We start from the raw sequence: 19,508 nt of genomic DNA on the forward strand, positions 1-19,508 counted from the left end.
GCATACCACTTTCATTTCACAATGAAGTGCCAGAGCATCATCAACCATCTATAGAATGATAGCCACGTGAGGAAAATCGAAAACCTCGGTGGCTATTTTTTTATTTTCCACGTGAGGGGAAAAGAGACTCTTCCTCCACGTAACATGTAAACTACGGCGAGTCTCACTCACAGACGGACTGCTCCACCCTAGCCCCTCTGCGATTGAAGCAGCTTGATCCGATGTCGGACGACAATAGTTTTTTATTCGTATCTTTGTGACGGTCTTAACGACCGCTTCACTGACAATTCATTTTCTAACTATAAAACAGGAATAAGCTATGAGACAATTCTCTCTACTCCTTATCGCACTCCTCTCAAGCCTCGTCATGGTCGCTCAGGCTCCCAAGACAGAAGGCGAGAGCAACGAGTTTACTATTATCAAGCAACTACCCATCACCTCTATCAAGGATCAGGCAAACAGTGGTACCTGCTGGTCTTACTCTACAATTGGCTTCCTCGAGTCTGAGATCCTTCGTAAGGGAGGTCCCGAGGTCGACCTTTCCGATATGTTTGTCGTCAATCACACTTATCGCGACAAGGCGGAGAAGTATGTGCGCCTACATGGCAAGGGCAACCTCGCTCAGGGTGGTTCTTTCTACGATGTTCTCTACGTCTTTGATCACTACGGAGCTGTTCCCGAGGAGTTCATGACTGGTCTCAACTACGGTACAAAAAAGAACGCTCACAGCGAGCTAGAGGCTGTCCTCAAGGGTATGCTCGACGCTGTCGTTGAGAACCACAACGGTCGTCTCTCCACTGCATGGAAGAGTGCTTACGACAAGGTCGTAGACACCTATCTAGGCGAGCTGCCTAAGGAGTTTACCTACAATGGTAAGCGCTACACGCCCAAGAGCTTTGCAGAGAGCCTCGGCATCAAGGCTTCTGACTATGTCTCACTGACGAGCTACACACACCACCCCTTCTACACCGCCTTCCCCCTCGAGATCGAGGACAACTGGCGCTGGTCTAGCTCGTGGAATCTACCCATCGATGAGCTCATGCAGGTCATCGACAACGCTATCCTCAATGGCTACCCCATCGCTTGGGGCGCTGACGTCAGCGAGGTTGGCTTCACACGTGACGGTATCGGCGTACTGGCTGACGTAGATGCTATCGAGACGAAGGGCTCTGACCAGGCACGCTGGGTCGGTCTTAGCTACAGCGACAAGGCTGCTGAGGTTCGTCGTATGATCAATAGTGCAGACTGCCCCGAGATCGAGCCTACACAGGAGTTTCGTCAGGAGGGTTTTGACAACTTTACCCTTACCGACGACCACGGTATGGTCATCATCGGTAAGGCTCAGAACCAGAACGGTCGCACCTTCTACATGATCAAGAACTCATGGGGTGAGAGCGGTAAGTACAAGGGCATCTGGTACGTATCTAAGAACTACGTAGCAGGCCGTACGATGAATATCGTCGTACACCGTGACGCTATCCCCGCAGCTATCGCTAAGAAGCTCGGTCTGAAGTAATCGTCTCCACTAGATAATTAGGAGTCCCCACACCAGTCCTAGGTACCGATGTGGGGACTCTTTTTTAGTATCGACCTGCGCAGTAAGCTCCGACATACGGGTCTGATATGCCCTAGGGCAACAATAAATCTGACTCGAAATCGTTCACTTATTGCCAGCTTGAGGGGTCAAACGGGTTAAATTCGTCGGGCTAAAATTTGGCTGTTTCGAAATTTATTCCGACCTTTGGCGAGTATGTAGATGAAGTCTTCTGCTGTAAGTGACAGGTGCAAGAGGATCTATCTACTGTATATCAGACTTTTAATTCACAAACTATCGACAGAAGCACATTATTTATCAATCTAGACTTTATGACAAGTAAGAGAACGAGCTTTGTCGCCTTCGTGGGGCTCATCTTTGTAGCCTGTGTCCAACTGGCTGCAGCACCATCACCCCAACAGAAGACCACACGACCTCCACTGAAACTAGTGTCCCCCACAAGGATTGTGGCGTCACCAGACTCCCTAGTAACTAGGAACTGGCTGGCAGACGGGTACACTATAGTAACGGCAAAAGATGCCGAGACACGCATATCCAGCGCTGAGATGGAGCGCGCACTCGAGAGAGAGGCTCTCGAATACCCCGCAATAGATCTATATGGCGAAGACTCGTGGACTGACTGGGTAAACCCCTTTGCAGGTAAAAGTAGCCCACGTATCCCCGCTACATATAACATCGACTGCTCGGGCTTCGTCATGCCTTTAGCGGGTACGATGCGTGTCACCTCCAATTATGGCTACCGTGCTCGCTATCGTCGCGAGCACAAGGGCATTGACCTAGCACTCCGCACAGGCGATGACGTACGAGCTGCTTTCGATGGCAAGGTACGCATCCGAGGCTATGAGCGTGGTGGCTATGGTAACTACATCGTCATACGACATCCCAACGGCCTCGAGACCGTCTATGGACACATGAGCCGCTGCATCGCCAAGGAAGGACAGATCGTCAAGGCTGGCGAGGTCATCGGCAAGGGAGGTAGCACAGGGCGTAGCACAGGGCCACACCTGCACTTCGAGACACGCTTCCTAGGTATCGATATCAATCCCTCCAAGATCATCGACTTTGGAGTAGGAGCACCTCAGAGTGACTACTACACCTTTGTCGCTCCTAGGGGGTATAAGACCTATGCTTACGAGGAGGGAAATACTCAGAGCAAGGCTGGTGATACTAAGTACAAGGCAAAAGCGAAGAAAAACCGCCCCAGCGTATCGCACACGCCTCGTATATATCGTGTCAAGAAGGGAGACACACTCTCAAAAATTGCTAAGAAGACGGGCGTATCCGTACGCCATCTCTGCAAGGCAAACAATATGTCCTCACGGGCTACACTACGTCCAGGCCAAGCACTGAAATACTAGCCACACGCAGTTTGAGATCTCTCCTAGGAGTTTTAATCTAAAAGCGGGTATCCCATCGCTCCTCAAAGAGAGAGACAAACATAACACATGTAATACATTAAGAGAGCAAGGTGAATCTTCGTGAACACTTTGCTCTCGTCACATTTGATCCGTCCATACTGATGCAACTACGATCCACTACGCTTTACCCCTTACTCTTATTGCTGCTCCTACCATTGTCAGGGTGGGCGCAAGAAGATCACATAGACACTACGCAAGCTGTGCAAATACTGCAGCAAGCCGAGCAGCGTGGAGAGGCTCGCTATGGAGTCTCCGTGTGGCGCATTGATGAGGACAAGCCCCTACTTGACTACCGAAGCAGAGAGCGGTTTACACCCGCCTCCGTGACCAAGATCTTCTCCTCTGCCACGGCACTCATAGCACTAGGTGCCGACTATCAGTTCCCTACAGAGATCGGTTATCGTGGAGACATCACAAACGATGGCGTACTAAAGGGCGATCTCATCATCGTAGGACATGGAGACCCCTCACTTGAGTCGAAGCATTACCCACGCCGCAAGGGGATCTTCTACGAGCAGGTCTACCTAGCACTGCAACAAGCGGGCATTCGCCAGATACGAGGGCGTATCATCGTTGATGCCTCTGCCTACTGCGACGAGGGCTATCTCGATGTATGGCCCCGTGAGGACTGGGGCAGGCGCTACGCTCCAGCCGTCTATGGAGTCAACCTCTGCGACAACATCATGCAGGTCGGCATCTCTGCACAGGAAGTGGCAAAAGGAGCTAAGGCACCCACCTTTCTCCACCCCTCCACGCCAGGGCATGCGTGGCAGATGGACATACAGCTAGTCAAGCGGGGCCGTCTATTAGCCATATCGGCAGACCGCAACTCCCGCACCACACGTCGGCTATCGGGTCGTCTAGTACGTGGCAGCTCTAAGCGACAGGTCATCGCCTGCGACCTGAGCAATCCCGCCATGGCACTGGCTCTGCAGCTAGCAGAGCATCTACAGCAGCGTGGCATAGAGCTCACCGACTGCCAGAGTGTCGCCTACTATGACAAGTCCGCTCCAGCGCTCACCACCCTACTAGACATCTATCTAAGCCCGCATCTGAGCGAGTTAATACGCACCTGCAACTATCACAGCGTCAACCTCTACGCAGAGGCTCTCCTCCGTAGCATCGGCAATCGTTTTGGCTCTGTACAGCAGGGCGGATGTATCTCGACAAGCGAAGCGCTACGACAAGAGATGAACTACTGGCGGGAGACCTGCAGCCTCTCGGCTAATGAGCTAGAGCTCTACGATGGCTCTGGGCTATCACCCCGCAGCAAGCTCTCGCCTTATGCGCTGACCGCTGCTTTGCGACAAGTTTACCGCCTACCGCTACCGCTCTCAGACCCATTCATCCTATCCTTGCCTCAAGTGGGCCGCGAGGGCACTGTCCGCAAGTTGCTCTCAGCGTCGCAGCTCACTGCTTACTTCAAGAGCGGCTCCATACGAGGTGTGCAAAACTATGCGGGCTACGTTAGCTACAACGGGCACACCTACTGCGTCTCCCTCCTCGCCAACGACATGCGTCATCGGGGCACTACACGACGCACCATGACGCAAGTATTAGAGGCTCTCTTCCCCAATTCACCCACAACAAGAGCCTCTAACCCCTAATCTCGGCTAATTCCTATTTTGAGGTGCTGGGAAAACTTTAGGATGACGTATTCTAATCAACTGAGACCATAAAACAGAATATCCACGTGGAGATTTTCGATTTTCCACGTGGATATTTTTGATTCTCCACGTAGGTACGAAACGATTCCTCCGAAGTTTCATTTGATTCCTCCGAAGTTTCATTTCATATCCACGTGGAGATTTTTTATTCTTCACGTGGAGATTTGAGAATTCCCACGTGGGGATCCACCTTCTCTCCAGCACCTCAAAATAAAAATTAGCCGTCTAATCTCTAACTTCTAACCTCTAAAGTCTAATCTCTAACCTCTAAATTCGCTATCTTTGCAAGAGGGTTCTGTAAGGAGCCTTTTTAATCTAGAGACCGATCTATGCGATTGCTTATAGCACGTCACGGAGAGACAGAGGAGAACTTGCGCTCTATCTGTCAAGGGCAGACAGCTGGCACGCTAACTCGACGAGGGGTGGCGCAATGTCTACAATTGGGGGACAAGCTGAAGGGGTGTCCCATCACACATATATATAGTAGTGATCAGCTGCGGGCACGTCGCTCGGCTGAGCTGATGATGTCATCGAGTGGATGCAAGGCTCCTCTGGTGCTGGACGAACGACTGCGCGAGCGCTCCTTCGGTCGGTGGGAAGGACGTCCCTTTGTCGAGATTCCATCGCTAGACGAGGAGTCGCACGAGATCGAGACGGTCGAGGCTATTGCGGAGCGTCTGCAGAGTTTCTTACAGGATTTAAGGCAGAGACATAGTAATGAGGAGGATCTGGTGCTACTCATGGGGCATGGCTTCACTATGAGGGTGCTAGAGGCCTTGCTACAGGGAGGGCCGCTCGCTAAGGTAGAGGAGATCACCTTCCTACCCAATGGGGACTACCGCCTATACGAGGGGGGCAAGCTCTGCAAGCGTCCGAAGGTGGTCTACATATCTGGGGGGCAGCGCAGTGGCAAGAGTGGCTACGCCCAGCGACTGGCGCGCTCGCTCTCTGATCGACCGATCTACCTCGCCACGGCGCGTCACTGGGACGAGGACTTCGAGCGTCGCATAGCGCGTCACCAAGCGGATCGAGGGCCTGAGTGGACTACTATCGAGGAGCCTCGCTACCTGAGCCAGACACAGATAGCTGGGCGTGTCGTACTGATAGACTGTGTGACGCTATGGCTTACGAATATCTACAGCGATCTAGAGTTTGACGCTGAGGCTTCGCTCAGCGAGGCGCGTCGTGAGTGGCAGCAGCTACTACATCACTGCGAGGCGGATACGCTGATCGTGGTGAGTAACGAGATCGGCATGAGCCTGCACGCTTCCGATGCGAGTTCACGAGCTTTTGTAGATCTACAAGGGTGGGTCAACCAATATATCTCTGCCACAGCCGACGAAGCCTACTTAATGGTCTCTGGCAGAGCTTTACGGACGGAACTAATTTCAGACTTACATATAGAGAGATATGACTTTTGAGGAGGAACTACAAGAGCGGATCGACAGCCGCACGAAGCCAAAGGGTTCGCTGGGGCAGCTGGAGCGCATCGCCTACAAGGTGGGCATGATACAGCATAGCGTGACGCCTCAGTTGATCGACCCTGTGCTGCTAGTGATGGCTGCAGATCATGGGATCGTCGAGGAGGGTGTGAGTCCATGTCCTAAGGAGATCACCTGGCAGCAATGCATCAACTTCGTTTCGGGGGGCGGGGCTTGTAGTGTCTTGGCGCGGCAAAATGGCTTTCGTCTGCGTGTCATAGATGTGGGCGTCGACTACGACTTCCCTGAGGCTTGTCGTATTGAGTCGGCTAAGGTGATGCACGGCACCCGCAATATGCTTCACGAGCCAGCTATGACGACAGAGGAGTGTGCTGAGGCGATGCTGATCGGCGCTCAATGTGTGGCGCAAGAGGCGGAGCGTGGGTCTAATGTGATCGCCTTTGGTGAGATGGGTATCGGCAATACTTCGCCAGCGACGCTGATCCTACACAAGATCACGGGACGCTCTATTGCCTCGATCATTGGTCCAGGCTCGGGACTGCGTGGCTCGGGGCTAGAACATAAGGCCAAGGTGCTCGAAGAGGTGTCTGCACGCTATAATCCGCAAAGTCCTATGGAGCTACTGTCGCAGATGGGTGGACTAGAGATCGCTGCTATCTGTGGAGGTGTCCTAGAGGCATACAAGAGAGGTATGCTGATCCTTGCGGATGGTGTGATCGCTACCTCAGCCTTTATGGTGGCACACGAGATGGAGCCACGCATTGTGGACAATGTGCTTTTCGCTCACACCTCCGAAGAGCCAGGACACCAAGCGATGATCGAATACCTCGGCGGAGAGGCGATCCTGTCGCTGGGGATGCGTCTCGGCGAGGGTACGGGAGCACTCGTTGCCTATCCGATTATTCAGTCGGCCGTTGCCTTTATGAGCAATATGCGAGGCTTTGCGGACGCTGCAGTCTATCGTGTAGACAAGTAAGGAGAGACTTGACCTATGGCTTGGGATCTGCGGCGCACGATACGCTCTGAGTGGGACCTGCTTCGTCTCTCGCTGCTCTTCTACACTCGTATACCTGTGGGACATGTAGAGTATCATGAGGAGCGTATGGGAGAGTCCTTTCGCTACTTTCCTCTGCTGGGTGCGATCGTAGGAGTTGTGATGGCGGGGATCTATGCGTTGGCTGGCTACTACCTACCAGAGGCTGTTGCTGCTGTGATGAGCGTGATCGTTGGTTTAGTTGTCACGGGCGGGATGCACGAGGATGGTTTGTCGGACTATTGCGATGCCTTCGGAGGGTATCACGATAGAGATACGACGCTACGCATTATGAAGGACAGCTCGACGGGCGTGTACGGTATACTGGGTCTAGTGATGCTCCTCATGAGCCGTGTCGTCCTGCTAAGCTACATACCTTACGAGACCGCTATCGGGACGATTGTAGCTATGGCGGTGGTGGCACGCTGGATGCCTATCCTCGTGATGCGTCTCTCGGTCTACGCTCGTAAGAGTGGCGAGGAGAGCAAGGCGACCCATTTGCGACAAGCTGTCACAACGAAGACGCTACTCATTGCGGCTCTTTGGGCAATCCTAGCACTCTTGCTCTTGCCTTGGCAGGCTGCCATTGTGGCTCCTGTACTTATGATAGGACAGACGCTGCTGATCATGCGCATTAGCAACAAGCGCGTCGGTGGATACACAGGCGATGTGCTGGGAGCTATAGTCTGCTTGGGCGAGCTCACGCTACTGCTGGTCACGCTTATGGTAACTATCTACGCCTGACGGGTATGAGCCTCTACCTCGTGCGTCATACCCCTGTTGCCCTACCGAAAGGCATCTGCTACGGCTGGCTCGAAGTGCCACTCTCGGAGGAGTACCCTCGCTATGCGCAGCAGATTATCGCAGAGCTGAGGGAAATTCGGCTAGACAAGATCTACAGTAGTCCATCACTCCGCTGTGTTGTCCTCGCTGAGGCGATAGCCCTGACCAAGGGGCTGACCATTCGTCAGGACGAGCGACTGCGCGAACTGAACTTTGGCGCGTGGGAAGGGCTCACCTGGCAGGAGGTCTACGAGCAAGAGGCGGGACGAGCGTGGTTTGCCGACTACTGGCACGCTAAGACAGCGGACGGCGAGAGCCACGACGACCTACTGGCGCGGGTAGCCGACTTTGAGGCGGAGCGGGACTCGAGTGCTCAAACACTCCTTGTGACGCACGCAGGGGTAATTCGTGCTTATCGTATTTTGCTGGGCAAGCTTTCGCCTAGCGATGCGATGGCGCAAGAGGTTAACTTTGGAGAGATATATCAATATGAATAAGCTAAAGCCGATTATGCTCGTCGGAACTGGCTCCGACGTAGGGAAGTCCATCGTGGCGACAGGTATCTGTCGTATCTTGCTACAGGAGGGGTATAAGCCCGCTCCCTTTAAGGCGCAAAACATGTCGCTCAATAGCTACCCCACCCCCGAAGAGGGTGAGATAGGTCGTGCGCAAGCGGTGCAGGCGGAGGCATGCGGCATACCTTGTCACACCGATATGAACCCGATCCTTCTTAAGCCGACGGCCGATCAGACGACTCAAGTGATCCTCAACGGCAAGGCGGTGGGCAATCAGTCGGCACGCTCATACTTCAATGCGGAGCAGCGCAAGCCGCTCTTTGTAGAGGCGATGAAAGCGTTCGACAGACTAGCAAGCCAGTACAACCCGATCGTGATAGAGGGTGCCGGGAGCATCTCGGAGGTCAACTTATGGCCGATGGACATCGTCAATATGCGGGTGGCACTGCGTACGGGAGCTGACGTTTACCTCGTGGCAGACATCGAGCGTGGGGGGATCTTCGGCAGTCTCTACGGGACGATCGAGCTATTGCCCCCAGCAGAGCGCGCTGCAATCAAGGGGATCATCATCAATAAGTTCCGTGGCGACAGCTCGCTCTTTGACTCAGGGCGGGAAATCATTGAGCGGTTGACCAAAGTGCCAGTCGTGGGGCTGCTCCCCTACCTGCCCAATATGCAGATAGATGCCGAGGATGGAGTCTCCATCGATAGCTACGCTGCGCAGCCTCGACCCGACACGCTCAATGTGGCCGTGGTGCGACTGCCGCACATCTCCAACTTCACCGACTTTGACTCGCTACGCTTCATCTCTGGCGTCACGCTCTACTTCACTTCCGATGCGGAGGCGTTGCGCCAGGCGGACATCATCATGCTCCCTGGGAGTAAGAACACGATCGATGACCTGCTCTGGCTACAGGCTGAGGGACTTGGTGCGGTCATCCTAGCTCATCACAAGGCGGGTCGACCACTCTACGGCATCTGCGGAGGTTATCAGATGATGGGTTTGCGCATCACCGACACCGATGGCGTCGAGGGAGAGCCGCGCACCGTCGATGGTCTGGGACTGCTACCCACAGAGACCACACTACAGAGCAATAAGGCAGTACGTACCTCCACTTTTACCTACCTCCCTACGGGTACTCCCGATTGTCAAGGCTACGAGATACACTGCGGGGTGACGCAGCCCGTCGATGCGCCCGAATCGCCTGTAGTCATGAGAGCTGGTGACACGCCCGACGGCTACTGGGTCTCTCCTCGCCTGTGGGGTAGCTACATGCACGGCATCTGGGACAATGAGGCGATCCTGCAGCAGATTCTGCACGAGGCAGCTCCGGAGCGAACCTTCCACCTAGAGCGCACCTTTGCTACGCGCGAAGCGGCTTACGATCGTCTTGCTGAGCATATGCGTCAGCATCTAGACATCGAGTATATGCTACAAAATCTACGTAACGTATGATAGTAGGACACGGGGACGACCGATACAGCTACGGAGGGCTCGTGCGCTACGACTTCTCTAGCAATGTGCCTTATCGCAACCATGCGGGCGAAATTATAGACTATCTCTCAGGGCGACTAGAGAGCTTGACCCACTATCCAGACCCTCAGGCGAAAGAGTTGCGAGAGCTCTTGGCTCAGCACTGGCGCCTTGATCCCGACTGGCTACTGGTGACCAATGGATCGACAGAGGCTTTCTACCTCTTAGCGCATCTCTTTGCGGGAGGCAAGACGCTCATCACCGTTCCCTCCTTTGCTGAGTATGAAGACGCCTGCCAGCTCTATCGGCATCACCTTACCTATATCCCGACAAGTGATATAGCCAACCAAAGCGCCCCTGCTGACCTTCTTTGGAGTGCTCTGCCAAACAATCCCGATGGTGACATCACTCACCGTACGGGCCTCCTCAATTACTGCTCGGCGCATCCTGATAGTTACGTGATCGTGGACGAAGCCTACGCAGAGCTCTGTGCCGAGGCGGTGACGCTCCTAGACGAAGTGGCGCATCACCCCAATCTGATCATCGTCCGTTCGCTGACCAAGAGCTTTGCGCTCCCAGGCATACGTCTCGGCTACATCATTGCTCACCCCTCGCTGCTGGCACGCCTGGAACCGCTCCGCTCGCCCTGGAGCGTTAATGCTCTTGCCCTAGAGGCGGGCGCTTACATCTGCCAGCATTATGACCAGTTACTGCCAGATGCCACAGGCTTAGTGCGGGAGGCGCAGCACCTCGCTCACGAGGTGGCGCAGATCGCCGGCGTCTCGCTGATACCCAGTTCCACACCTTACTTCCTCGCTTGTCTAGATGAGGGACGAGGCACCGCAGCTCAGCTCAAGGAGTACCTCGTCACGCAGCATGGAGTCTTGATCCGTGATGCGGCCAACTTCCGCTCCCTCTCGCCTCGTCACTTCCGCCTCTCAGTGCAGTCGCCAGAAGCTGGTCAAGCGTTACTCCGAGGTTTGTCAAGCTACTTGTAGTATGTATCCGCTACTCTTCGGTCTCCTCCTCGACCTGCTCCTCGGTGATCCCCGCTGGGCGCTCCACCCGATACGACTCTTTGGTCAGCTCATCGCATGGGGTGAGCGGTGGCTCAACCATCCGCCACACCAGAAGGCAAAAGGCACAATACTCTCCCTCATACTCGTGCTGGGCGTGTGGGGCTTCTTCTATGCTGTCGAATGGCTCCTAGCGGACTATCGCTATGCCCTACTGGCTTGGCAAACGATCTTTTTCTTCTTTGCGATCTGTCCGCGGAGCTTGATCGGCGAAGCTTTGGCGGTAGAGCGTTATGTGGCGGCTGACGACCTCGAGGGGGCTCGCAGGCGTCTCTCTTGGATCGTGGGTCGTGACACCTCGCAGCTCTCTTTTGCGCAGATCCGCACCGCTGTGCTAGAGACACTTGCGGAGAATCTCTCCGACGGCGTCATCGCTCCGCTCTGCTTCTACGCTCTGGGTGGAGTGCCGCTCATGATGGCTTATAAAATGATCAACACGCTCGACTCCATGATCGGATACAAAGACCAGCACTACAAAGACTTCGGCTACTTTGCTGCACGTATCCTCGATGACGCTGCGAACTATATCCCGTCTCGTCTCACGGCGCTCCTGATGCTCCTCGTGGCTCCGAGTCGGCGAGCCGTACGCACCGTGTGGCGTGATGCACGCAAGCATGCCAGTCCCAATTCGGGCTATCCCGAGTCGGCTCTGGCGGGTATCCTTGGCGTGCAGTTTGGCGGGCCCAATATCTACCACGGTATGCTCGTCGAGAAACCCTATATCGGCACCCCAATCCACGCCGTCACTGCACAGACACTCCGACGCACCATCCGCATCGTCATCGCCGTCACGCTGCTCGCCAGTCTCCTCGTCTTCCTCACCTACCTTTACCGCTAAAGATCGGCTAAAGGGTAAAAGCCAAAGGCTAGAGACTCTAGTGCCACTAGGATCACCAGAGCCACGCACGCCTAGAAAAGGTCCCTAATCTCTAACTTCTAATCTCTAACCTCTAATTTCGTATCTTTGCGGGTGTATACCTTTCCCGATCTCTATGTCGCAGCTTAGCAATAGACCTTTATCAGACACGCTGGAGCTTACCTCGCTAGGAAGTGAGGGCGAGCGTCGTGTCGTCATCGTAGGACACAAGTCGCCCGACGGGGACTGCATAGGCAGTGCCTTGGCTCTACGTAGCTACCTGCTGGCACGAGGTGCTGACGAGGTCTCTATCATGGTCGTGGGACGTGTGCCAGACAACCTTCTCTGGCTTCCTGGCGCTGAAACGATACATCAGCTCTCACCTCAGAGTGACTTAGAGCCGATACGTCAAATACTGGCTCAGGCTAGGCTACTTCTCTTGGTTGACTTCAACCATCTAGGGCGTATCGGCAACCCGCTTGAGGGCTTAGTTGCTGAGATCGTGGGTAAGCCTGAGGTGCGCTCCGTGATGATAGACCACCACCCAGAGCCTGAGATGGGACTAGTCGATGAGATATATAGCGACACCTCGGCGTGTGCTACGGGCTTTCTCATAGCTGAGCTGCTCGGTGGTAGCGAGTCGAGAGAGCTAGAGCTGTATGGCGGTGCCGACATGGCGACCTGCTTGCTGGCAGCTACCTATACCGACACAGGACTCCTGCGACATGGTGCGATTACCCCGAAGCTCTTTAGGACGATCGCTCATCTCCTAGAGGTCGGTGCAAGACATGAGGAGATCGTGCTACGGATCTTCAAGAGCGACAAGCTAAACCGCCAGCGTCTCCTCGGCTATATCATCAATGAGCGTACGACCTACGACCTCGATCTAGGTGTGGCGGTCTTTACGCTTAGGCAGGAGGACTTCGACCGCTTTGGCATAGAGCCTGGAGATACAGAGGGCTTGGTAAATGTTCCCCTTGATGTGGCGGGTATACGAGCCGTCGCATTCCTCCGAGAGCAACGTGATCCAGACGAACCAGTCAAGATCTCGTTTCGCTCGCAGGGCAACTTGCCGGTCAATGAGGTGGCGAGCAAACTCTTTGACGGGGGCGGGCATCTGAATGCTGCGGGTGCTGAGTATCAGGGCACGCTGACGGACGCGCTAGCACTCGTCTGGCAGGGACTGCGCCAGCTCGTACAGGATTACCCGGGGGGTAGAGATTAGAGGTTAGAAGTTAGAGATTAGACAATAGAGATTAGACAATAAAAATATGAAAGCAACGAACCATACCATCACCGCTCTCGTGACACTTGTCATGATGCTCCTACTAGGGCAGGGCGCCTTGACCAGCTGTCGCGACAAGCAGCATATCAAGTCGCTCTCGGAGATGCTACGTGACGAGAAGAAGATGATAGACAACTTCATTGAGGAGCAAGGGATGAACGTCCAGGAGGGTGTCGAGGAGCAGCGCGAGTTTGACCCCAACGTGTGGTACAAGTTCCCCAATGGAGTCTACATGCAGGTCATCGACAAAGGCGGCGAGCTGGCCAAGCCTGAGCGTACGCGTGTCATGCTACGTATGAAGGGTCGCTTCATCGCACCAGACTACAACCACGCCTTTGACAACCTCTCCAAGGGTTATCAGCAGTCCACGGAGTTTATCTACATCAACTCACGCGACCGCACCGGTTCTATCCACTACAAGCTGATCCAAGAGCAGTACGGTCACTCCATCGACGCACTGATGTGTGAGGGCATCGCCTATCCGCTCACGATGGTAGGCAATGGTGCTAGGATACGGCTCCTCATCCCCTTCCTCTTAGGGCCTAACATGGCATACAATGCGGGCGCACCGATGTATTGCGAGGAGGTTTGGTATCAGTTTGTCGAGGAGTCCTAACCTTCTACGGGCATCTCTGACGCTGTCCCGTGATGCGGGATACGCCAGCTACGCTTAGCTACTCATTTTTGAAACAAGACACTTAATCAATACTATGACGGTCATCAAATCAATCTCTGGAATACGAGGCACGGTCGGAGGCTCTCCGACAGACGGTTTCAACCCACTGACGATAGCACACTTTGTCGTGGGGTATGCGCAGCACATCAAGCTCTACGAGTCTATCAGCAGACCAACCATCGTGGTGGGACGCGATGCCAGACTATCGGGAGAGATGGTGCAGCAAGTGGTCATCGGGACGCTCCTCGGTATGGGCTGCGATGTAATCAACATAGGACTGGCTACGACACCAACCACTGAGATGGCTGTCCTAGGACATCGTGCCGATGGCGGTATCATCATCACCGCTTCGCACAACCCGATCCAGTGGAACGCACTGAAGTTCCTAGGGAGCGACGGCACCTTCCTCAATACTGATCGAGGCAACGAAGTACTGCGTCTCTCAGAGGATCACACCGTGCCCTTTGCTTCGGTAGAAGATTTGGGACAAGTCATCTCTACCAGCTCCTATCTGCAGAAGCATATCGATGCAATCCTCGCACTCCCCGAGGTGGATGTGGAGGCTATCCGCAAGGCTGAGCTGACGGTCGCCTACGATCCGATCAATTCGGTCGGAGCTATCGCTCTGCCTCCGCTCTTTGAGGCGCTTGGCGTCAAGCAGTGGAGAGGGATCAACGACACCCCCGATGGTAAGTTTGCGCACAATCCAGAGCCACTACCTAGCCACCTCGTGGATCTCTGCGAGCTGGTACGCATAGCACGTGCCGATGTGGGCTTTTCGGTAGACCCCGATGTGGATCGCCTAGCGATCATTGACGAGACGGGGCACCCCTTTGGTGAGGAGTACACACTGGTCTCTGTCGCTGACTACCTCCTCGGCTATCATGAGGGCGGGAACACGGTCTCCAATATGAGTTCGACACGCGCTCTGCGCGACATCACCGAGCAGCATGGCGGTAGCTACACCCCCGCAGCGGTCGGTGAGGTCAACGTGGTCAAGCGTATGCGAGAGACCGACGCACTCATCGGTGGCGAGGGCAATGGCGGTGTCATCTATCCACATCTGCATGCCGGACGCGATGCGCTCGTTGGCATCGCGCTCTTCCTCACTCACTTGGCAAAGAGCGGCGAGACGGTTAGCCAGCTACGTAAGCGCTACCCCGACTACGCCATGTGCAAGCGCCGTGTGGAGCTACCTGCAGGGACAGACGTGAGAGCGCTCTTTGCAAACTTGGAGCGTGAGGTCGTCTCGCTGAAGCCCTTGACAGAAGATGGTCTGAAGATCGACTTCGACGACTCGTGGGTGCAGATACGTCCCAGCAATACGGAGCCGATAGTCCGTGTCTATACGGAGGCTCCTACCGAGGAGGCCGCATCGGCTCTAGCAGATCAGTACGTCTCTCTCGTCGAGCTGCAGCTAGCCAGCAAGTAGCCTATGGCAAGAGGTCGCAAAGAGCCTAGATATCTAGACGATGTACTCATCGAGCGGATGGGTGCCGAGGGGCAGTGTGTAGCACATGTCGAGGACAAGGTGCTCTTCGTCCCTTATGCAGCACCCGGTGACCGCTGTCGCATACGCGTCGGTCGCTCCAAGCGGAGCTATATGACAGGCACCATCGAGGAGCTACTAGAGCCTTCGCCACTGCGTGTGGAGCCTCGCTGTGAGGTCTTCGGCGCTTGTGGCGGGTGCAAGTGGCAGCAGCTACCCTACGAGGAGCAGCTCCGTGGCAAGGCGCAGCAAGCCGCAGACGCGATGACCCGCATCGGACACATAGAAATCGAAGAGACAGAGCCGATCGTAGGTTGTGAGGATCCGTGGCACTACCGCAACAAGGTCGAGTTCACCTTTAGCAAGAAGCGCTGGCTCACCGAGGAGGAGCTCAAAAGCTTGCCCGAGGAGGCGAGCGAACAGGAGCTTTGCGGGGTGGGTTTTCACAAGGCTGGTATGTTTGACAAGGTACTAGACCTGCACGGCGTGACTTGTCAGATAGCCGACCCGATAGCTTCGGAGATACGAGACTACCTCAACGACTACTGCCTAGCGCGCTGGGAGGAGTACCCTTACTACGACCAAAGAGCGCACGAGGGGGTGATGCGAACGCTGCTAATCCGCACAACGACCCTGGGCGGGCTGATGGTTTTGATAGCTTTTGCTGAGGGTACGGAGGAGCTGCGCATACAGCTCTTGGAGGCACTGCGTATGCGCTTTCCCCAGATCACGTCGCTCTACTACATGGTCAATACGAAGTTCAACGACAGCCTAGCCGATCTCCCGGCGCAGCTCTACAGCGGAGCACCATACATCGAGGAGGATATGCACGGCTTGCGTTATCGTATCGGACCGAAGTCCTTCTATCAGACGAATAGTCGGCAGGCGGAGCGGCTCTACGAGAAGGTACGTGAATATGCTCAGCTCACGGGAGATGAAGTGGTCTACGACCTCTACACAGGTGCTGGGACGATTGCTAACTACTTGGCGCAAAGCTGTCGCTCTGTCATCGGGATCGAGTATGTGCCAGAGGCTGTCGAGGATGCTTTTGTCAATAGGGATCAGAATGGGATCACGAACGCTACCTTCTACGCGGGCGATATGAAAGCAATCCTGACCGATGACTTCGTCGCAGCGCATGGTCGTCCTGATGTTCTGGTGACCGACCCGCCGCGTGCAGGTATGGATACGCCTGTCGTCGATGTGATCCTACGTGCGGCACCACAGCGCATCGTCTACGTCAGTTGCAACCCAGCGACCCAGGCACGAGACTTAGCACTCCTCATGGCTGAGGGGCAGTACCGGGCGGTGCGAGCTTGCGCTGTCGATATGTTTCCCCATACGCATCACGTGGAGACGGTAGCTCTGTTGTCCAAACTAAATACAGAACATCATTTAGATATAGAAATAGGGGAAGATGAAGATTAATAATGAATGTTGTTGTGGATGCAAAACAGAAAAGCCGGATCAAATTAAAGACAATTGTCCTGTATGTAATAATGAAGGGATTTCCGTTAGTAAAGTAACTGTTGAACATCTAGTGGTAGATGATTATCGTAATGCTGTTAACGGAGATCAATATAAGATTTGCATGAACGAGGACTGCGACGTTGTTTACTATAACTTAGATAATGAAATAAAATTCTTGAAAGACCAAGTTAGAGTTCCTATCTGGTTTAAGAAAGATGCAGATCCTAAGTATGCTTGTTATTGTAGCGAAGTCACAGAAAATCAGGTAATTGAAGCAGTTGTAAAGCATGGCGCGAAATCCGTAAAAGAAGTAAATGCCATCACTGGGGCAATGAAAAATTCTAATTGTAAAGAAAACAATCCGTTGGGAGTTTGTTGTCATAAGATTATTCAGGAAGCTATCGATAAAGGCTTGAAAAGGAAATAATTACAGTCGATATGTTCCTACAAACGAGAGCCAATCTTTGATATGTTTCCATCTACGAGCGTGGATATGTTCCCCATAACCATAGGGGTTGAGCATGTCGTGCTGCTGGAGCGTACGGAGTAGCGAGAGACCAAACAGATACAGATAGCAAGAGAGGGAGTCCCCGTGGTGGGGCTCCCTCTCGTCGCTTCTGTTCAATTTACAACTAAAACTAATCACAAAACAGTCTTGCCACACGGTGCCTCACGGGCTCTCCGTGTATGGAGCGCGTACGGTACTCACGTATGGTCACGCTTCACAAGATGCTACAGTAACGTGTAGCCCGTTTGTAGGTACTTCTTATTGAAAGGTTAAGTAGTGGGTCTAGGGGGGACAAGCGACAAGAGTTACTTCTTGCGCTTGCGATTGTCTTGAGTGACCGCTTTCTCGAGCTCTCGGCGGGAGAAGCTGCCCGAGAAGTTGATCACCGTGTACTCGTCATCGCCAGAGACGATCATATATAGTTCGGTAGCATTGTCTCCTTGTAGCTGTCCGATCAAGTTGACGACCCCGTTATCGTCCTTGACATACATCAGCTGCTCAAGGTCTGAGTGACGCAGCTCTATGACTGGAGCGAAGGTACGACGTAGCTCCTGTATGGCCTTGCGGTCGGAGGAGGTGTAGATATGTATCGATGTGATGCCGTCCATGATACCCGACATAGCGTCAGCCCCGTCTATCTTGAGACTCGCTTTGGGGACGCTCTGTAGCATTGCGGGGGAGATATATACGACATCTATATTCTTAGTCTCTAGAAGCTTGGATGTATTGATACGTGTACGGGTAGAGCTACGCTGAGCTGATGCTGGGAGTCCCACGAGGAGGATCATCGATAGTGCGATGATGCTCAGGCGTGAGAGATGAGTAGTATATGATTTCATAATCTGTGTGTCTGTATCAGAGGTTCTATATATAAGTCGTTTGAGAGGGGAGATTGTTGCAGTCATAGATGAGATCAATCGCCCGTCAGGGTCCATCCACCCTCTGAGACAAAGGGAATCTTCTCCATCGAACTCTGGTAAGAGTCCTGCAGGCGGCCGAAAAGTTGGTCTATCTCCTCATTTTGCTCAGAGCACAGCTGCACGCAGTCACCTAGCTTGGTCAAAGCGGCAAGCGTATACTCATTGACCTCCTCCTGTGGTATGGGCTGACCATTGCGTAGGGATAGCTCCGCCTGTCGGCTGTTGCGCCCCCACTGGAAGACGGAGACTCCTACACCGCCCACGATCAGTACAGCGGCGACGGCTGCGTACTTACGCACCCACACCTTCCACCGTGGAGTGGTCTGATAAGATAGGGATGGCTCTGTCTCTGAGCTCTTCGTCTGTGTGGCAGCACGCTGCAATGTAGCCTCTAGGAGCATGCGGTCGGCATAGTATGGAGACCCAGGCTCCTCCTGAAGGAGTGCTAGATAGAGTACAAACTCCTCGTCGGGCGTAGACAAACCGTCGTAGTAACGCTCTAGTAGCTGCTCTATATCGTGTGATGAATGTATCATAGTGGCTTATGTAGTCTATATAAATGAAGAGGTATGTGGCTCACGGCTTCATATCGGCAAAGAGTGCTCTCGCCTCCTTGCGCAGTCGTGATATCATCGATCGGACGGTCACCTCTTTGAGACCCATGCGCTGGGCAGTCTCATCGTTGGTAAGCATCATCTCCTGTCGTAGTCTCCACACCTCTTGCTGCTGCTCGGGGAGGGTCGCGACCCAGTCGTCAATGCGTGCTAGCTGCTCCTTAGCTATGAGCTGCTCTTGGGGTGTTGTAGTGACTAGAGGCATCTCCAGCTCTGTGGGCTCTTCTGCATTGCGCAGACGCTGCGCAGGGGCCCGTAGCGTGTCGATGCATTTGTTACGAGCGATGCGGATGGCGTAAGCTTTCGGTGAGGCGACCTCCTCCAGATGGTCTCGCTGCTCCCAGAGCTTGATGAGCACATCTTGGGTCACATCCTCAGCCTCCATCTCGTTGGATAGAAGAGCCATACAGACCTGTAGGATCGTCGGCCGTAGGGGGACGTAGGTCTGTATGAAAGTGGCTCCATCCATTGTAATCACTGTAAACTAAAAACTATTCAATGTATAACTAAAACTACGCTCGGATCAACGATCCAAAAGAGCGTCGTACACCATTAAGACGAGTGAGTCGTCGAAATGTTGCAGCGGATAGGACTAAGATCGTAACTCTCGCCCAATTTTCACTATGCCCCCGAACGGAAAGCATCAGATCTCCACGTGGAAATTCTCAAATCTCCACGTGGAGAAAAAAAATTCTCCACGTGGGCGACAAATGAAACTTCGGAGGAA

General features: G+C 53.9%; 18 protein-coding genes and 1 pseudogene. 16 read left to right on the forward strand and 3 right to left on the reverse strand.

Annotation, left to right across the window (positions count from 1 at the left end; translation table 11 throughout):
- Positions 1-319: 319 nt before the first annotated feature.
- From PORAS_RS00935 to PORAS_RS01005, 16 genes and pseudogenes are all read left to right on the forward strand, one after another.
- On the forward strand, positions 320-1,516 hold the full coding sequence (locus PORAS_RS00935) for a C1 family peptidase (protein ID WP_004330520.1): 1,197 nt from the start codon (positions 320-322) through the stop codon (positions 1,514-1,516).
- Between the two features lie 350 nt (positions 1,517-1,866).
- On the forward strand, positions 1,867-2,913 hold the full coding sequence (locus PORAS_RS00940) for a peptidoglycan DD-metalloendopeptidase family protein (RefSeq protein WP_013759831.1): 1,047 nt from the start codon (positions 1,867-1,869) through the stop codon (positions 2,911-2,913).
- A gap of 161 nt (positions 2,914-3,074) precedes the next feature.
- The gene (gene dacB, locus PORAS_RS00945; RefSeq protein ID WP_013759832.1) at positions 3,075-4,580 is read left to right on the forward strand and encodes a D-alanyl-D-alanine carboxypeptidase/D-alanyl-D-alanine endopeptidase; all 1,506 of its coding nucleotides are present in this window, start codon (positions 3,075-3,077) and stop codon (positions 4,578-4,580) included.
- A gap of 389 nt (positions 4,581-4,969) precedes the next feature.
- Positions 4,970-5,461: pseudogene (locus tag PORAS_RS09050) on the forward strand (histidine phosphatase family protein); the annotation flags it as partial.
- A 57-nt stretch (positions 5,462-5,518) separates the two neighbouring features.
- Positions 5,519-6,061: a bifunctional adenosylcobinamide kinase/adenosylcobinamide-phosphate guanylyltransferase gene (locus PORAS_RS09055; RefSeq protein ID WP_245528061.1), complete on the forward strand. Its 543-nt coding sequence runs from the start codon at positions 5,519-5,521 to the stop codon at positions 6,059-6,061.
- Positions 6,051-7,058, forward strand: coding sequence for a nicotinate-nucleotide--dimethylbenzimidazole phosphoribosyltransferase (cobT, locus tag PORAS_RS00955; RefSeq protein ID WP_013759834.1), 1,008 nt, complete (start codon positions 6,051-6,053; stop codon positions 7,056-7,058). The genes PORAS_RS09055 and cobT overlap by 11 nt, the downstream gene beginning before the upstream one ends.
- 15 nt (positions 7,059-7,073) lie before the next feature.
- Entirely contained in the window at positions 7,074-7,859 is a 786-nt protein-coding gene (gene cobS / locus PORAS_RS00960; protein ID WP_013759835.1) for an adenosylcobinamide-GDP ribazoletransferase, read from the forward strand.
- A gap of 5 nt (positions 7,860-7,864) precedes the next feature.
- Positions 7,865-8,395 (forward strand): histidine phosphatase family protein, encoded by a 531-nt coding sequence (locus tag PORAS_RS00965; protein ID WP_013759836.1) that lies wholly within the window; start codon positions 7,865-7,867, stop codon positions 8,393-8,395.
- Positions 8,388-9,869: a cobyric acid synthase gene (locus PORAS_RS00970; RefSeq protein WP_013759837.1), complete on the forward strand. Its 1,482-nt coding sequence runs from the start codon at positions 8,388-8,390 to the stop codon at positions 9,867-9,869. Before PORAS_RS00965 ends, PORAS_RS00970 begins: the two co-directional genes overlap by 8 nt.
- Positions 9,866-10,885, forward strand: a complete 1,020-nt coding sequence (locus PORAS_RS00975; protein ID WP_013759838.1) for a pyridoxal phosphate-dependent aminotransferase — start codon at positions 9,866-9,868, stop codon at positions 10,883-10,885. The genes PORAS_RS00970 and PORAS_RS00975 overlap by 4 nt, the downstream gene beginning before the upstream one ends.
- Position 10,886: 1 nt before the next feature.
- Positions 10,887-11,801 carry an adenosylcobinamide-phosphate synthase CbiB gene (gene cbiB / locus PORAS_RS00980; RefSeq protein ID WP_013759839.1) on the forward strand — a complete coding sequence of 305 codons (915 nt, stop codon included), beginning with the start codon at positions 10,887-10,889 and terminating at the stop codon, positions 11,799-11,801.
- A 154-nt stretch (positions 11,802-11,955) separates the two neighbouring features.
- A complete protein-coding gene (locus PORAS_RS00985; protein WP_013759840.1) occupies positions 11,956-13,044 on the forward strand; it encodes a DHH family phosphoesterase in 1,089 nt (362 codons plus the stop codon).
- A 46-nt stretch (positions 13,045-13,090) separates the two neighbouring features.
- Positions 13,091-13,720, forward strand: a complete 630-nt coding sequence (locus PORAS_RS00990) for a DUF4827 domain-containing protein (protein ID WP_013759841.1) — start codon at positions 13,091-13,093, stop codon at positions 13,718-13,720.
- Positions 13,721-13,814: 94 nt separating this feature from the next.
- Complete coding sequence (glmM, locus tag PORAS_RS00995) at positions 13,815-15,212, forward strand: phosphoglucosamine mutase (RefSeq protein WP_013759842.1); 1,398 nt, start codon at positions 13,815-13,817, stop codon at positions 15,210-15,212.
- A 3-nt stretch (positions 15,213-15,215) separates the two neighbouring features.
- Positions 15,216-16,697 carry a 23S rRNA (uracil(1939)-C(5))-methyltransferase RlmD gene (gene rlmD, locus PORAS_RS01000; protein ID WP_013759843.1) on the forward strand — a complete coding sequence of 494 codons (1,482 nt, stop codon included), beginning with the start codon at positions 15,216-15,218 and terminating at the stop codon, positions 16,695-16,697.
- The gene (locus tag PORAS_RS01005) at positions 16,687-17,166 is read left to right on the forward strand and encodes a Csac_0668 family 2Fe-2S cluster-binding (seleno)protein (RefSeq protein ID WP_013759844.1); all 480 of its coding nucleotides are present in this window, start codon (positions 16,687-16,689) and stop codon (positions 17,164-17,166) included. Before rlmD ends, PORAS_RS01005 begins: the two co-directional genes overlap by 11 nt.
- 386 nt (positions 17,167-17,552) lie before the next feature.
- Here the strand turns inward: PORAS_RS01005 and PORAS_RS01010 are convergent, their stop codons facing one another.
- From PORAS_RS01010 to PORAS_RS01020, 3 genes are all read right to left on the reverse strand, one after another.
- Positions 17,553-18,086, reverse strand: a complete 534-nt coding sequence (locus PORAS_RS01010) for a DUF4252 domain-containing protein (protein WP_004330496.1) — start codon at positions 18,084-18,086, stop codon at positions 17,553-17,555.
- 74 nt (positions 18,087-18,160) lie between these two features.
- A complete protein-coding gene (locus PORAS_RS01015) occupies positions 18,161-18,703 on the reverse strand; it encodes a hypothetical protein (protein ID WP_013759845.1) in 543 nt (180 codons plus the stop codon).
- A gap of 40 nt (positions 18,704-18,743) precedes the next feature.
- Positions 18,744-19,250, reverse strand: coding sequence for an RNA polymerase sigma factor (locus tag PORAS_RS01020; RefSeq protein WP_004330472.1), 507 nt, complete (start codon positions 19,248-19,250; stop codon positions 18,744-18,746).
- Between the last annotated feature and the right edge of the window lie 258 nt (positions 19,251-19,508).

The sequence above is a fragment of the Porphyromonas asaccharolytica DSM 20707 genome (genome assembly GCF_000212375.1).
GTDB classification, from domain to species: Bacteria; Bacteroidota; Bacteroidia; order Bacteroidales; family Porphyromonadaceae; genus Porphyromonas; species Porphyromonas asaccharolytica.